Annotated in this window: 14 protein-coding genes and 1 tRNA gene; 8 read left to right on the top strand and 7 right to left on the bottom strand. The window is 51.8% G+C overall.

The window, feature by feature from the left end:
* The first annotated feature begins 133 nt into the window (after positions 1 to 133).
* Positions 134 to 1,021: a LysR family transcriptional regulator gene (locus tag H4F65_RS04395; RefSeq protein WP_010276533.1), complete on the top strand. Its 888-nt coding sequence runs from the start codon at positions 134 to 136 to the stop codon at positions 1,019 to 1,021.
* A 75-nt stretch (positions 1,022 to 1,096) separates the two neighbouring features.
* On the opposite strand, the gene H4F65_RS04390 is transcribed toward H4F65_RS04395, so the two are convergent.
* On the bottom strand, positions 1,097 to 1,483 hold the full coding sequence (locus H4F65_RS04390) for a hypothetical protein (RefSeq protein ID WP_010276536.1): 387 nt from the start codon (positions 1,481 to 1,483) through the stop codon (positions 1,097 to 1,099).
* Between the two features lie 256 nt (positions 1,484 to 1,739).
* Positions 1,740 to 1,816: transfer RNA gene (locus H4F65_RS04385), tRNA-Val, on the bottom strand.
* Positions 1,817 to 2,161: 345 nt separating this feature from the next.
* Here H4F65_RS04385 and H4F65_RS04380 point away from each other — a divergent pair.
* The gene (locus H4F65_RS04380; RefSeq protein WP_010276539.1) at positions 2,162 to 2,476 is read left to right on the top strand and encodes a DMT family transporter; all 315 of its coding nucleotides are present in this window, start codon (positions 2,162 to 2,164) and stop codon (positions 2,474 to 2,476) included.
* 407 nt (positions 2,477 to 2,883) lie between these two features.
* A complete protein-coding gene (locus H4F65_RS04375; RefSeq protein WP_010276542.1) occupies positions 2,884 to 3,675 on the top strand; it encodes an HAD-IIB family hydrolase in 792 nt (263 codons plus the stop codon).
* 48 nt (positions 3,676 to 3,723) lie between these two features.
* On the opposite strand, the gene H4F65_RS04370 is transcribed toward H4F65_RS04375, so the two are convergent.
* Complete coding sequence (locus H4F65_RS04370; protein ID WP_010276545.1) at positions 3,724 to 4,497, bottom strand: DeoR/GlpR family DNA-binding transcription regulator; 774 nt, start codon at positions 4,495 to 4,497, stop codon at positions 3,724 to 3,726.
* 79 nt (positions 4,498 to 4,576) lie between these two features.
* Here H4F65_RS04370 and H4F65_RS04365 point away from each other — a divergent pair, with 79 nt between their 5' ends.
* Entirely contained in the window at positions 4,577 to 5,842 is a 1,266-nt protein-coding gene (locus H4F65_RS04365; protein WP_010276548.1) for a metallophosphoesterase, read from the top strand.
* Between the two features lie 312 nt (positions 5,843 to 6,154).
* Positions 6,155 to 8,329, top strand: coding sequence for a catalase/peroxidase HPI (gene katG, locus H4F65_RS04360; RefSeq protein ID WP_010276550.1), 2,175 nt, complete (start codon positions 6,155 to 6,157; stop codon positions 8,327 to 8,329).
* Positions 8,330 to 8,400: 71 nt separating this feature from the next.
* On the opposite strand, the gene H4F65_RS04355 is transcribed toward katG, so the two are convergent.
* Positions 8,401 to 8,664: a DUF3861 domain-containing protein gene (locus H4F65_RS04355; RefSeq protein WP_010276554.1), complete on the bottom strand. Its 264-nt coding sequence runs from the start codon at positions 8,662 to 8,664 to the stop codon at positions 8,401 to 8,403.
* Positions 8,665 to 8,745: 81 nt separating this feature from the next.
* Between H4F65_RS04355 and H4F65_RS04350 the strand changes: the two genes are divergently transcribed.
* Positions 8,746 to 9,210, top strand: coding sequence for a MarR family winged helix-turn-helix transcriptional regulator (locus H4F65_RS04350; RefSeq protein WP_052051613.1), 465 nt, complete (start codon positions 8,746 to 8,748; stop codon positions 9,208 to 9,210).
* Here H4F65_RS04350 and H4F65_RS04345 read toward each other — a convergent pair.
* Complete coding sequence (locus H4F65_RS04345) at positions 9,145 to 9,999, bottom strand: LysR family transcriptional regulator (protein WP_010276560.1); 855 nt, start codon at positions 9,997 to 9,999, stop codon at positions 9,145 to 9,147. The two genes, H4F65_RS04350 and H4F65_RS04345, sit on opposite strands and share 66 nt — an antisense overlap.
* Positions 10,000 to 10,101: 102 nt before the next feature.
* On the opposite strand from H4F65_RS04345, the gene H4F65_RS04340 reads away from it, so the two are divergent.
* On the top strand, positions 10,102 to 10,308 hold the full coding sequence (locus tag H4F65_RS04340) for a tautomerase family protein (protein ID WP_010276562.1): 207 nt from the start codon (positions 10,102 to 10,104) through the stop codon (positions 10,306 to 10,308).
* Positions 10,309 to 10,349: 41 nt separating this feature from the next.
* Positions 10,350 to 11,048 carry an aspartate/glutamate racemase family protein gene (locus H4F65_RS04335; protein WP_010276564.1) on the top strand — a complete coding sequence of 233 codons (699 nt, stop codon included), beginning with the start codon at positions 10,350 to 10,352 and terminating at the stop codon, positions 11,046 to 11,048.
* A gap of 79 nt (positions 11,049 to 11,127) precedes the next feature.
* Here the strand turns inward: H4F65_RS04335 and H4F65_RS04330 are convergent, their stop codons facing one another.
* Positions 11,128 to 11,823 carry a LutC/YkgG family protein gene (locus H4F65_RS04330; protein WP_010276568.1) on the bottom strand — a complete coding sequence of 232 codons (696 nt, stop codon included), beginning with the start codon at positions 11,821 to 11,823 and terminating at the stop codon, positions 11,128 to 11,130.
* On the bottom strand, positions 11,823 to 13,244 hold the full coding sequence (locus tag H4F65_RS04325; RefSeq protein ID WP_039319809.1) for a LutB/LldF family L-lactate oxidation iron-sulfur protein: 1,422 nt from the start codon (positions 13,242 to 13,244) through the stop codon (positions 11,823 to 11,825). Before H4F65_RS04325 ends, H4F65_RS04330 begins: the two co-directional genes overlap by 1 nt.

Genomic DNA, 13,244 nt, shown 5'->3' with positions numbered 1-13,244 from the left:
GGCCTCTTTCTTTATATTTTGGAAGATATCGACCCGTGGATTGTGCGGGGTGTTTCATAAACCGCTAAATGAATTATGATGTGTTCATCATTGATTTAATCAATAACGATAGCCTCAAGAGGTCAGGATAACGGTGCGAGCACAGGTAGAACGGATAGAAGGGCGTGGTATCACGCTGGAACAGCTGCGTATCTTTGTCTCCATCGCGGAGTGCGGTGGCTTCGGACGCGCGGGTGAAGAACTGGGACGGACGCAATCAACGCTGAGTGCTGGCCTGAAACGCCTGGAAGAGGATGTCGGTTGTCGCCTCATCGAACGGCGTCAGGGGCACATTATCGGGTTGACCGAAGAAGGACGACAGTTGCTGCCTGCCGCGCGTGACATCCTGCTACGTACGCATCGGGCCATCGGCGCATTGCAGAAGTCCCCGATGACAGGCCGCGTAGCACTCGGCGTACCGGATGATTTTGAGGTTAAAAATCTGCACGACATCATTTCGCTATGCCTTGAGGAAAATCCGAACCTAAAGGTGGAAATCACGGCGGCTTCATCGACCGTGCTGTCTTCGATGGTTGCCCAGCAACGTCTGGATGTCGTGATCCTCAAAGGGCTGGCGGGGCAGCCGCTGATTTCTGAAACAGAAAGAATTTTGCGGGTTGAATCGCTTCACTGGGTCAGTTCCGGTGCGGTGAATTTCAGTGAGATGCATGAAATCCCTCTCGTCACGTTCCCTGATGGCTGTGTGATTCGGCAATGCGCGGTGTCTGCGCTGGAGCATGTCGGACGCCCGTATTACTTTTCTTATGTGAGCGGGTCTTTTGATAATATCCGCAGCGCGGCGGCAAAGGGGTTGGGGATAGGTTTACTACCAAAGAGCGGGCTGTCCGACGCACTGTATGTGCTGGGGCCGGAAGATGGCGCTCCCAGCGTTCCGGCGATTCAGCTTGTGCTCAGCGTGACGCGCCCTGGGAAACTCTACCAACAGTTTACCCGCTATATCGATCGGGCATTGGCGCAATAGGCTGAGGCTGGGTTTTAGTTCGTGAATATCGATTATCGCGGCCAGTTGGGCCGCGGTGTCGCGTGCTTCGCTTTGTTAGCTAATTTTATTATCAATCTTTGGCTCAATTAGCCCTTGCTTCGTCAACTCTGACATAATTGCGCCCTTTGTTCTCTCAAAGTTTGTAGCCAGTTCGTCAATAGACGCGCCACTTTGGAACCTCGAGGCCAACAACACCTTTAATTCATCATCCCATGCAATACCTGCATTTTTCGGGCGGCCTGCTTTAAGGTTGTCCTGTTGCTTTTCTTCGAGTGTCTTCTTAGGTTGTTTCTTGACTTTGAGTGTATCCAACACGGTGAATAGGGCTCGAATGACCTGTGGGTTGTTGTATGGACTTCCCTCTGGCAAGACTTCTCCTGTTGTAGGATCAATACCGTTTATCAATGCCGTTACGATATCTTTAGCTTCACTAAGTTCCATATTCTCGTTTCCTTTCGAGTACTAACACAGATCATAAATGACGAATGGTTTTTCACGAATCGATCCTAAAAGAAGGCAGGTTCTTATCAAGATCGATTTATAGCAGTAGCCTGAATTCAAACCAATCAGCAGATAAAGCAGATGAAAAAATTGGATTTAGTTTGATGTCGATGAAATTAACAAGATACGAGTAAGGAGAATTTCAACTCACATTCATTAACCTACGGGCGTAGGGTAATATTTACAGAACATGAATTGGTACGACCGAGTGGACTCGAACCACCGACCCCCACCATGTCAAGGTGGTGCTCTAACCAACTGAGCTACGGTCGTACAGTAGATAACATCTTAATCAGTAACGTTTTGATTAGAATGCTTTTCTTCATTCCAGCATTTGGAATGGGCGCTATTATGGACGGCTCCGGCGCTGGTGGCAAGTGCTTTATTTATCATGTTCTTCCAAGTGTCGAATGTTTAGCCGGATTTGCGTTCTGAGGTTCACTATTTACTGAATGGAAGCAAAACCTGCGAGACCCAGGACGGTTGAGGGCATACTGGCTTTACTCCCTGATAGCACAACGCTATCGTATCGTGGCATAGCATCCTGACAGGGGACGACCCCTGACGCGAAAAGGATTCACGGGACGACCCTTATTCGATGTTTAAGGAGAACAGGGTATGGCCTGGTTTCTATTAGCGCTTGCCGGTTTGTTTGAAATTGTCTGGTCTTACAGCATGAAACTGTCTGATGGCTTTACGAAAGTAGGCGCATCGGTTGTCACGATTGTCGCCATGATTATCAGCTTTGCGCTGTTATCCATGGCAATGAAATCTCTTCCTCTGGGCACCGCCTACACCATCTGGACGGGAATTGGCGCGGTAGGGGCGTTTGTGGTGGGATTGGTCTTCCTCAATGAACCCGCAAATGCGATGAGGATTATCGCTGCGCTGTTGATCGTCAGCGGCTTGATCCTGATGAAGCTGTCCTCATAGCATCTACTTTTGCTTTCTAAGTAACACATTGCGTCTGAACGTCAGGTTCATCTTTATGGGAACATCTGGCGTGTGGCAGAGCTGTCATCACCTGACTCTGCCACTTCCTCTCACTCACTTCCTCATTGCTCATTATCGATTGATTTTGCTTCTTGTTGCGTATTATCAATAAGTGCTATGCTGATTCCTGCGTAATATCTCAATAAATTTGGCGTGAAGTGATTTTTACTGCGCGCTACATGCTCTTTTTAGTGTGTTTACAGATTTATCGAGCTAAATCGAGCATTGGCGATTAATCATCACGTCAGTCATCTAACACACCGCATAAAAGCGATATCTCTTGATTCAGGCAGGTTACGGCCTGACTCGCGGCTATCTGTGTACGTACAATCTGAAAGGGGAGTGGAATGATCAAGTTGGTAATTACCGATCTGGACGGCACGTTTCTTCACAGCGATGGCGATTACAACAGAGCCTTGTTTGCCGACGTTTATGCGCTAATGAAAAAGAAGGGCGTGCGGTTTGCTGTCTGCACAGGCAAGCAGTGTGAGCGGGTCGAAGCGCTTTTTGGCGATGATGCGAAAGACATCTGGATTCTGGGAGACAGCGCGACGCGCATCAAGTATCAGGGAGAGTACGTTTACCAGTCACTCATTAAAAATCGTCTTGCCTTGAGCCTGATTGGCGTGCTGGAAAGCGTAGACGATCGGCACATAGTTATCGGTTGTACCCCACGCGGTGCGATGGTGAAGGAAACGATCGATCCTGCCTTACTGGAAAAGGTGAAAAAGTCGTACACCAATGTGACGCTGATCCCCAGCTTTGCTGCCGTGACCGATGACTTTGTGAAAATCACAGTTTATGACCCAGAAGGGCACTGCCACGAGACGGCGAAGTATCTTGATGCGTTTCACGATCATGCCTATATAGTGGTCTCTGAAGCGGCCTGGATCGACATTGCTGATGTCGGTGTACACAAAGGGCACACCGTAGACATCCTTCAGGAGAAATTGGCGATTACGCCAGAGGAAACAATGGTGTTCGGCGACGGGCTCAATGATATTGAGCTAATGAGTCGTGCGGCTTACAGCTTTGCGATGCGCAATGCGTTTGAGGAAACCAAAGCGGCGGCGAATTTTATTGCCCGCAGCAATGATGAGGATGGGGTACTGAAAACGATAAAGCTGCTGCTTTCATGAAGTGAACGGTATTGAAGCAAACCGGCAGCCGCTGGGGCTACCGTCGCGTTATCGGGCAATAATCAGCTCCAGATTTTTTTCGCTTAATGCGCTCTGGCAGGGAAGTGAGATTTCATCATCGGTCACCAGCGTGGTGATTTCATCACATGCAGCTACGCGATAACGAGCCAAAGCGGAGATCTTATTGGCGGTCAGCGCGACGATCACTTCGCTGCTGCGGGTGACCAGGCACTTTTTAAACTCGGCATCGTCATATTCAAAAACGGTCAGGCCTTCATTGGCGTCAAAGGCACAGCCTCCCAACAGGCATTGATCGAAATACATCTTCTCTAGCTGCCTGAGCGTATCGATACCAATCGCGCCGCCGACCTCTCTCTGGATCCTTCCACCAAGAAAGATCACTTCTACATCCTGATGTTGCATCAGCTCTGTCGCGATAATGGGCGAATTGCACACGGCGGTAAACTTCAGGCCCTGCGGGAGCTGCTTCGCTACGGCCAGATTGGTCGTACCGGTGTCAAAGAAGACGCAGCCATTAGGCTTTATCAGCGGGATAACGGCCTGAGCGATGCGGTCTTTCTGAACTGCATCAATACTCGCTCGACTGGCAAAATCGATGGCCTCTGGCGGCATACTAACCGCACCGCCGTAGACGCGCTTGCAGGCACCGGATTGCGCCAGTTCTTTCAGGTCACGCCGTATGGTGTGCTCGGATACGTTCAATTCACGTGAGAGCTGGGCGCAGACGACTTTGCCTTCCTCGCTGAGGATCTGCCTGATTTTGGATTGCCGTTGCTCGGGAAAGTCGGTGTAATCGAACATATATGTCCTTGGTTAATCAAAATGATGCACAACCTGCCGCCAGCGAGCAGGCTTCATTCTGGTCAATGATGTGTACAGCATGGAATTGCGCCATGTTAATCTGCACCTTCTGGCAACACAACACCTCTACCGCGTTGATCTGCCATGCGTGAGTCATGGTGTAAAATTTACGCGTTACTATACCGACATCCCCAATAAAGAGAGAAAAATAGCCGTGTTTCATGTCATTACCGGGTTTATCGCCCTCTATGTTATCTGGCGTCTGGTCTGGCGCTTGCGTGTCGGTATGCCTGTAAAGCGCATGTTGGCGGTGTTAGTGCTGTTGGCTTCGCAGCATCATCTGATTACGCGCACCTTTTTTGGCACGATGGCGTCGCCGGAAGTGCCCGCATTTGTCCTGATGTTCCTGGGATGGGCGTTTGGCGCGCTGCTGATATCCGCATTCCTGCTGTTGGCCGTCGATCTGCTCGGCGTCGTGGGGCGTCTGTTATCCCGTTCGGTTGGGAATGTGTTGCTGAACAATATGACGCTGCGTGGTGGCATTGCCGTTGTAGCGATGGGGCTGGCGGCGATAGGCGTTTGGGAAGCGGTGCGCGTGCCTGAAGTACGTACGGTCGAAGTCGAGTTAAAACAACTGCCGCCTGCGCTGGATGGCTTCCGGCTAGTGCAGCTCACGGATTTACATGCCAGTCGCCTGTTACAGCGCCCCTGGATGGAAGCCGTAGTGGCAAAAACTAACGCGCTTAAACCTGATCTGACGGTAATTACGGGCGATCTGGCCGACGGTACTGTGAATGCCCGCCATGATGACATGGAACCGCTGCGTAACCTGGCCGCGCCACACGGAGTGTTTGCCATTGTGGGCAACCATGAATATTACGTGGAATATACGCAATGGGTGCAGCGACTGAATGCGCTGGGTTTACGCCTGTTGCTTAATGAAAATGTATCGATTGGTCGCGATAATGCCGCGTTTGTGCTGGCAGGGATCACCGATCGCACCGCCGCTGATTTTCAACAGCTGCTGCCAGATACTGGTGCTGCGCTCAACGGAATAGCGCCGGATACCGCTGTCGTTCTGCTCAGCCATCGGCCAACGGGAGCGAAAGAGAATGCGCGTGCTGGAGCGGATTTACAGCTCTCCGGCCATACGCACGGTGGTCAGGTGCTGGGCATGCATTGGGTGACGCAACTGGCGAATGAAGGCTATGTCTCCGGCAGCTATGACGTGGATGGCATGCATCTGTACGTGAGCAATGGCGCAGGCCTATGGAACGGCTTTCCGGTCCGCTTAGGGAAACGTGCCGAAATTACTCAGTTCATACTCCGTTCGCCGTCGCTGTAGTTTTTAAGGTAGCAAAAGAATCAGCGGCCTCTTAGAGGTTGCAATGATAAGCAGGCTCATTATCGCAAGCGGTTCTATCGACGAGATTATTGATGCAGATAGGAAAAATGTGCGATTGAGCCGTTTTTCATCAGGTTAAGCTATCGCAGAAGTTAGCATATACAATTATAAATTATAGGGAGAATCTGGCATTGTCTTGCATCAAGAAGAAGGAATCGGTGAAGCGCTCTGTTGCCATAAGGTAAGGCTATCGGAGAACGATCCACCTTCTGGCGCAGCGATTAAGGCAATGCAACATACTGGGAGATAACGATGGACGAGAATAAAACGAAACCAACCGGCAAATGTCCGGTTATGCACGGCGGAAACACTTCTACTGGCTCATCAAACACCGACTGGTGGCCAAATGCCCTCAATCTCGACATTCTTCATCAGCATGATACCAAGACCAACCCGTTAGGCAGCGATTTCAGCTACCGCGACGCCCTCAAAACCCTCGATGTCGATGCCCTCAAAAAAGATCTGCATGCACTGATGACCGATAGCCAGGAGTGGTGGCCAGCGGACTGGGGTCACTACGGCGGCCTGATGATTCGTATGGCCTGGCACTCGGCGGGATCCTACCGTACGACCGATGGTCGCGGCGGCGGCGGAACCGGTAACCAGCGCTTTGCACCGCTTAACTCCTGGCCGGATAACGTTAGCCTCGATAAAGCGCGCCGCTTACTGTGGCCCATCAAAAGAAAATACGGCAATAAACTCAGCTGGGCAGACCTGATTATTCTGGCGGGTAATATCGCGTATGAATCCATGGGGCTGAAAACATTTGGCTTCGCCTTTGGTCGTGAAGACATCTGGCACCCGGAAAAAGACACTTACTGGGGTTCGGAAAAAGAGTGGCTGGCGAAGAGCACTGGGCGCTATGGCAGCGACGATCGTACCTCGCTGGAAAACCCACTGGCGGCCGTACAAATGGGGCTGATTTACGTTAACCCAGAAGGCGTCGACGGCAACCCCGATCCGCTGCGTACCGCACAGGATATGCGCGTAACGTTCTCCCGTATGGCGATGAATGATGAAGAAACCGTTGCCCTGACGGCGGGTGGGCACACGGTGGGTAAAACTCACGGTAATGGCGATGCCAGCCTGCTGGGTGCGGCACCAGAAAGTGCGGATGTTGAGGAGCAAGGTCTCGGTTGGCATAACCCGACGGGATCGGGCAAGGGGCGTTATACCGTCACCAGCGGGCTGGAAGGAGCCTGGACAACGCATCCGACGCAATGGGATAACGGCTTCTTCCACATGCTGTTGAATCACGAATGGGAACTGAGAAAGAGCCCAGCCGGTGCATCGCAGTGGGAGCCTGTCAGCATTAAAGAAGAAGACAAACCGGTTGACGTTGAGGATCCGTCTATTCGCTACAACCCAATGATGACCGATGCCGACATGGCGCTGAAAGTTGACCCGGAATATCGCAAGATTTCCGAGCGTTTCTATCAGGATCAGGCTTACTTCTCCGAAGTGTTTGCTCGGGCGTGGTTCAAATTGACGCACCGCGATATGGGACCGAAAGCGCGCTACATTGGTCCAGATGTGCCGCAGGAAGACTTGTTGTGGCAGGATCCGGTTCCGGCTGGCCGTACCGACTATGATGTTGATGTTGTCAAAGCACGCATTGCAGAAAGTAGCCTTTCCATCAGTGAACTGGTCGCAACCGCCTGGGACAGCGCCCGTACGTTCCGTGGTTCCGATATGCGCGGCGGTGCCAACGGCGCGCGTATTCGCCTCGCCCCGCAGAAAGACTGGGTAGGGAACGAACCTGAGCGTCTGGCGCGTGTGTTAGTCGTGCTGGAAAGCATTGCGGCTGCAACGGGGGCCAGCGTGGCTGATACCATCGTGCTGGCGGGTAATGTGGGGATTGAAAAAGCGGCGAAAGCGGCTGGTGTGCATGTGACCGTGCCGTTTGCTCCGGGACGTGGCGACACTACCGATGCCCTGACTGACGCCGAGTCTTTTGACGTCCTTGAACCTATCCACGATGGCTACCGTAACTGGCTGAAGAAAGACTATGCCGTGAGCGTGGAAGAGCTGATGCTCGATCGCACCCAGTTGATGGGGCTGACGGCGAAAGAGATGACGGTGCTGGTTGGCGGCCTGCGTGTACTGGGGACCAACTATGGCGGCACCAAACACGGCGTATTTACGAATCGTGAAGGCGCGCTGACGAATGATTTCTTCGTCAACCTGACCGATATGAAATACACGTGGAAGCCATACCGTAAAGACTTATATGAAATCCGCGACCGTAAAACGGGTGAAGTCAAATGGACAGCGACGCGTCTGGATCTGGTCTTTGGCTCCAATTCTATTCTGCGCGCTTACGCCGAGGTTTACGCACAGGACGACAGCAAAGAGAAGTTTGTGAATGACTTTGTTGCTGCCTGGGTGAAAGTGATGAATGCGGATCGTTTCGATCTGGCAGAGTAAGACGTCACGCTCCCCACGCTGGTGTTTTCACGGCGTGGGGAGCATCATTTTTTGCTGTGCGATCTTCTATATCACTGCTTCTTGAGATTAAGCATGAATTCTCTGAACGGGGCGGCGAATTCCTTAAACAGCGGATGCTTTCTATTCTGCATCATCACTTCGCTAAATAGTTTCAAACCCACAATAAAGGCCTGAGTCTGTTCCGGCGTCATGTCCATCTTGCCATCGACTTTTTCCAGAATCTTGAACAAATCATCGTGAATTGAGCATTCAAACGACAGCGTGCGCTGCTGCTCGGCTTTTTCTTCCACCGTAATCTGATATACGTTTCCCATTGTGGCCTCGGTAAATTGAACTCGTGATGGATAGTTGATAAAATCAACTATATGATCATTGGTTGACTGAGTCAATAAAGCATGATGAAAGCTCTTTTTGCCTTACTGGAAAGCTATAAGGCGCAGATGCAGGAACAGATGAAAGCGCACGACATTAGTCTGGATGTGGTGCATGTCCGCTTATGTAAGATCATCGCGATGGAAGGGCGCATTACGCCTCAGTCGCTGGCGAAAAGGGTCTGTCGGGATAAAGCACAGATCACCCGCATGGTCGCGGAGTTGGTCAAACGCGATTATGTCCGCAAGCTCGATAACCCGGATGACGGTCGCAGCGTGTGGCTCAGTTTGTCCGATAAAGGCATCGCGTTTACGCAGGTTTTTCTGCATCAGGAAAAGCAGATTGAGGCGCAGATGCTTCAGGCGCTATCCCCTGAAGAACAAGCCACGTTTGGTGCGCTGCTGGAAAAAATAGCGACCAGCCTATTTTCCCAGACAGGTAAGCAGGGCGGAAAGGTTGGCAGAACGCATACCTTTACGCCAGAGTAGCTCGGTGACAATCCGGCTTTCGGCACCGCTAATCGCGTGTGTACCGATCAGCGAACGATCGGGAAATAGGGTAAGCAGCACGGCAGGGATGATGCCGACGCCCATGCCGGCTGCAACGCCGCTGAGGATAGCGTGATATGACGTCATCTCGACGATGCGCTGTGGTTTACGCTGGTGTGTCTGATACCAGCCCAGTAAACGATCGCGGTACGAACACCCATCGCTGAAAGCGAGTACGGTGCCGTTGCGAATATCATCCGGTGTATGAATAGCTTTCTGTCCGGCGGGTGCGATGATGAATAATTGTTCTTCAAAAATAGGCAGGCGTTCCAGGCGATCGTCATGTGGCGCATCGGCGAGAAATGCCGCATCTAGGCGATTGTCGAGTAGCGCGTCATAAAGCCATTTGCTGATTCCCGTGGACAGTTCCAATTCCAGCGTCGGATTTTGAGCATGGAGTCTGGCAAGTGGGGCGGGAAGGCGTGTTGCCGCCATGCTGTCGAGCGCGCCAAGACGAAATTTTCCTCCCGGTTGGCTGTGCCTGACGTGTTTTTCCGCTTCATCGACCAGTTCGACAATGCGTCTCGCGTAGTCATACAGCGAGCGACCTTCCGGCGTAAGGATAAAACGCTTTTTCTCGCGCAGGAAAAGTGCGACCCCTAACGTGTTCTCAAGCTGTTGGAGACGCGTGGTAATCGCTGATGGTACGCGATTCAGCGTTCTGGCAGCCTGCGTAATCCCTCCTTGTTCGACCAGTGCGATGAGCGTTTTCAGATCGACAATTTCCATATTTTCTCCAAAACAGAATGATGTCTTCTTTTCTTTTCAATTTTAAAGAATATCGCTTTTCTCTAACATGACTCAACCTTATTGATGAGTCAGGAGAACAACATGCCTTATGTGAATATCAAAGTGACGGGTGGTAAGGAAGCACCGACGGCGGAACAGAAAAGCGAGCTCATTCGCGAAGTGACGCAGCTGCTTGCCAGAGTGCTAAACAAGAACCCCGCGACGACGGTTGTCATCATTGATGAAGTTGATATGGATAACTGGGGTGTCGGCGGTGAAACCACGACACAGCGCCGGAAGCAGCAGTAGCACAGGTGCAGAATGGTAATGCATGTTGTTAAGGAGGAAGGATGAAAAAGCTGGGCCTCATTGGCGGCATCGGGCCGGAATCTACGCTGCTCTACTATCGTAAACTGGTGTATGAAGCACAACGTCGGGTTGGGGCCGATTTTTTCCCGAACCTGACGATAGAAAGCCTGAACGTGTTTGACGTACTGACGTTATGCCGTAATCAGAATTATACAGCACTGGTCGATTACCTGATGGATGGCATAAATAATCTGACCGCTGCTGGTGTGGATGTCGTCGCATTAACTGGAAATACGCCACACATTGTATTTGATGAATTACAAAAGCGGGCCACTGTTCCGTTAGTCAGCATCATCGAATCTACCCGTGATGATGCCCTGCGGTTGGGTGTTACGAAGGCGGGTCTACTGGGTACGCGGTTCACGATGGAGGAAGACTTTTTCAAGAAACCGTTCCGCGAGAGTGGAATTACGGTGATCACACCGGATACCGCAACGATGGCATTGATTGATGAGAAGATAACAACCGAATTAGAGCAGGGTGTCATCAAACCAGAGACTCGGGCTGATTTCGTCAATATTGTGCAGCGCATGAAAAAGGAAAAGGGTATTGATGCGGTAATTCTGGGTTGTACAGAACTACCGTTATTATTCAGTGACGTACTATTACCGGTAGTAGGTCTGGATACGATGCAAAGTCATATTGATCGGTTGCTGGCCATTATTCTGACAGAGGATTGATAGAATTCTCCGTGCCACGGTGAGTACGCCTTGTCTATGAGCCAGGCAGGTGGCGAAGCGAGGCCACCTGCCCAACAATTCAACAGTCCTCAACGATCAGATAAGCGGCATTAATCGGCCCGTGAACGCCGACAACCTTGATGAGTTCAATATCCGCAGTAGAGCTTGGGCCGCCAATAATATTAATGCACGATGGCATACGTTCACCGTGTTGCGCCATGTGATGCAGGTGTTGCGCCAACTGCGCAACGCGTGGCAACAGGGTGCTCTTGCGCAGGACAAAGAGAGAAGATTCCGGCAGCAGGCTAACGGCGCGTCCTCGCTCTGGTGCGGAAAATAGCACCACACCGCCTGATTCGGTCAGGCCATATTCCGCGTAAACCACACCGACTTTGGCCTGCTCCGCCAGCCGCAGGTTTTCTTCTCCCTTGCGAGGATCCCATACTGTGGCCTGGCAGTCTCGCTGCAAGCATGCGGTGATCCCTAATGCCTCTAAACGCGGGTCATCGCTGATGATCACTGGCGTATGGCCGTATTTATCGCACAAGCGCTGCGCGGCCTGCGCCGCATCTGCTTCGAGGACGACTTCGCAGTGCGCCAGCATGACGTTAGTCGCGACATCGATAAACGCATCACAACGCTGCTGTGCGGTCAGGTCGACTAAGCGAGTTTGGGCATGGTGGCTGGCTGGTCTTGGTAGCGGCATGGGGCTGAGGCGCACTTCGCGTCCAAGCTGGCGGGCAATATCAGCCAGAAAGCTATCTCGGTTTTCCATTATTTTTTTCCTCTCGCCTGATGTTTTTTAAACCAGCTGCGGAAACTTTCGCCGTCTGCCTCTGGCAGATCCCGCGCTTCCGTCCATTCGCCGATCGCTCCTATCTCAATAGGCGTTTTACCGTTTTTAATAAACCAGCCTGCGGCATGGGCTCCGGCGATCATCCCGACTTTCCAGATTGTCGGATGGCTGTTGACGTAGCTGAATAGCTTCGTCACACGCTGTTCGGCTTTCGGTGTTATGCCATTTTCCGCCATGACGCGCCGATGTTTGAGAATCAATGACGATAAAGGAATGCGGACGGGGCACACGGTGTCGCAGGCGGTACAGAGCGAGCAGGCGTAGGGCAGTTCCTTGAAATCCTGATAGCCACCCAGCAGGGGAGAAATAACGGCGCCAATCGGGCCAGGATAAATGGAACCGTAGCCGTGTCCACCAATGTGACGATAGGCCGGGCAGGTGTTGATACAGGCACCACAGCGGATACAGCGCAGAATGTCGCGGAAGGCGGAGCCGAGAATTTGCGATCGCCCGTTATCGACGATCACCAGATGAAATTCCTGCGGCCCATCAACGTGTCCTGCTTCCCGTGGCCCGGTCAGCCAGGTGTTGTAACCCGTTAGGCGCGCGCCGACGGCACTACGCGCCAGCATGGTGATCAAGACGTCCACTTCTTCAAAGGTCGGTGCAATGCGCTCCATGCCCATCACCGCAATATGCGTTTTTGGCAGTGTAGTGCACATTCGCGCATTACCTTCATTAGTGACCAGACACACCGAACCGGTTTCCGCCACGGCGAAATTACAGCCGGTGATGCCGATTTCCGCGCTGAGAAAATCCTCACGTATCTTCTGGCGAATGAACAGCGTCATGGCTTCTGGTGTTTCCGGCCCGTCATAGCCTAGTTTTTCGTGCAGCACCTTACGAATCTGATAGCGATCTTTATGAATGGCGGGAACGACGACATGCGAAGGTGGATCTTGATCCAGTTGCAAAATATATTCGCCTAAATCGGTTTCGATCACCTCAATCCCTGCCTGCTGCAAGACGTGATTCATGCCAATTTCTTCGGTGACCATTGATTTCGCTTTGACGACTTTTTTGGCATGGTTAGCCTGGGCAACCTGAAGGATATAGCGGGTGGCATCCTCTTTGGTTTTGGCGAAATAGATGTGCCCACCGTTGGCTGTCACTTTTTCTGAAAGCTGATAAAGATAAGCATCGAGATTATTAAGCACATGTTCGCGGATCTGGGCGGCGTGATCGCGCCACGCTTCCCAATGGCCTAACTCATCGACCATTTTTTGACGATTCGCGCCGATACGTTCCTGCGCGTTAGCAACGGCCTTACGCATGATGGGATCGTGAATCTGAGTTTGAATACGATCCTTGAATTTAACATCGCTGGTTTTCAGGCTCAT

Source organism: Pectobacterium brasiliense (genome assembly GCF_016950255.1).
GTDB lineage: Bacteria > Pseudomonadota > Gammaproteobacteria > Enterobacterales > Enterobacteriaceae > Pectobacterium > Pectobacterium brasiliense.
The sequence above is the reverse complement of the archived record's forward strand: the minus strand, read 5'-3'. Positions and strand labels throughout refer to the sequence as shown.

Coding starts and splice junctions, on each gene's coding strand:
- H4F65_RS04355 (WP_010276554.1), bottom strand. CDS start 8,664: ATGGGAAACGTATATCAGATTACGGTGGAAGAAAAAGCCGAGCAGCAG.
- katG (WP_010276550.1), top strand. CDS start 6,155: ATGGACGAGAATAAAACGAAACCAACCGGCAAATGTCCGGTTATGCAC.
- H4F65_RS04390 (WP_010276536.1), bottom strand. CDS start 1,483: ATGGAACTTAGTGAAGCTAAAGATATCGTAACGGCATTGATAAACGGT.
- H4F65_RS04335 (WP_010276564.1), top strand. CDS start 10,350: ATGAAAAAGCTGGGCCTCATTGGCGGCATCGGGCCGGAATCTACGCTG.
- H4F65_RS04370 (WP_010276545.1), bottom strand. CDS start 4,497: ATGTTCGATTACACCGACTTTCCCGAGCAACGGCAATCCAAAATCAGG.
- H4F65_RS04345 (WP_010276560.1), bottom strand. CDS start 9,999: ATGGAAATTGTCGATCTGAAAACGCTCATCGCACTGGTCGAACAAGGA.
- H4F65_RS04375 (WP_010276542.1), top strand. CDS start 2,884: ATGATCAAGTTGGTAATTACCGATCTGGACGGCACGTTTCTTCACAGC.
- H4F65_RS04330 (WP_010276568.1), bottom strand. CDS start 11,823: ATGGAAAACCGAGATAGCTTTCTGGCTGATATTGCCCGCCAGCTTGGA.
- H4F65_RS04380 (WP_010276539.1), top strand. CDS start 2,162: ATGGCCTGGTTTCTATTAGCGCTTGCCGGTTTGTTTGAAATTGTCTGG.
- H4F65_RS04325 (WP_039319809.1), bottom strand. CDS start 13,244: ATGAGCCTGAAAACCAGCGATGTTAAATTCAAGGATCGTATTCAAACT.
- H4F65_RS04340 (WP_010276562.1), top strand. CDS start 10,102: ATGCCTTATGTGAATATCAAAGTGACGGGTGGTAAGGAAGCACCGACG.
- H4F65_RS04365 (WP_010276548.1), top strand. CDS start 4,577: ATGGAATTGCGCCATGTTAATCTGCACCTTCTGGCAACACAACACCTC.
- H4F65_RS04350 (WP_052051613.1), top strand. CDS start 8,746: ATGATGAAAGCTCTTTTTGCCTTACTGGAAAGCTATAAGGCGCAGATG.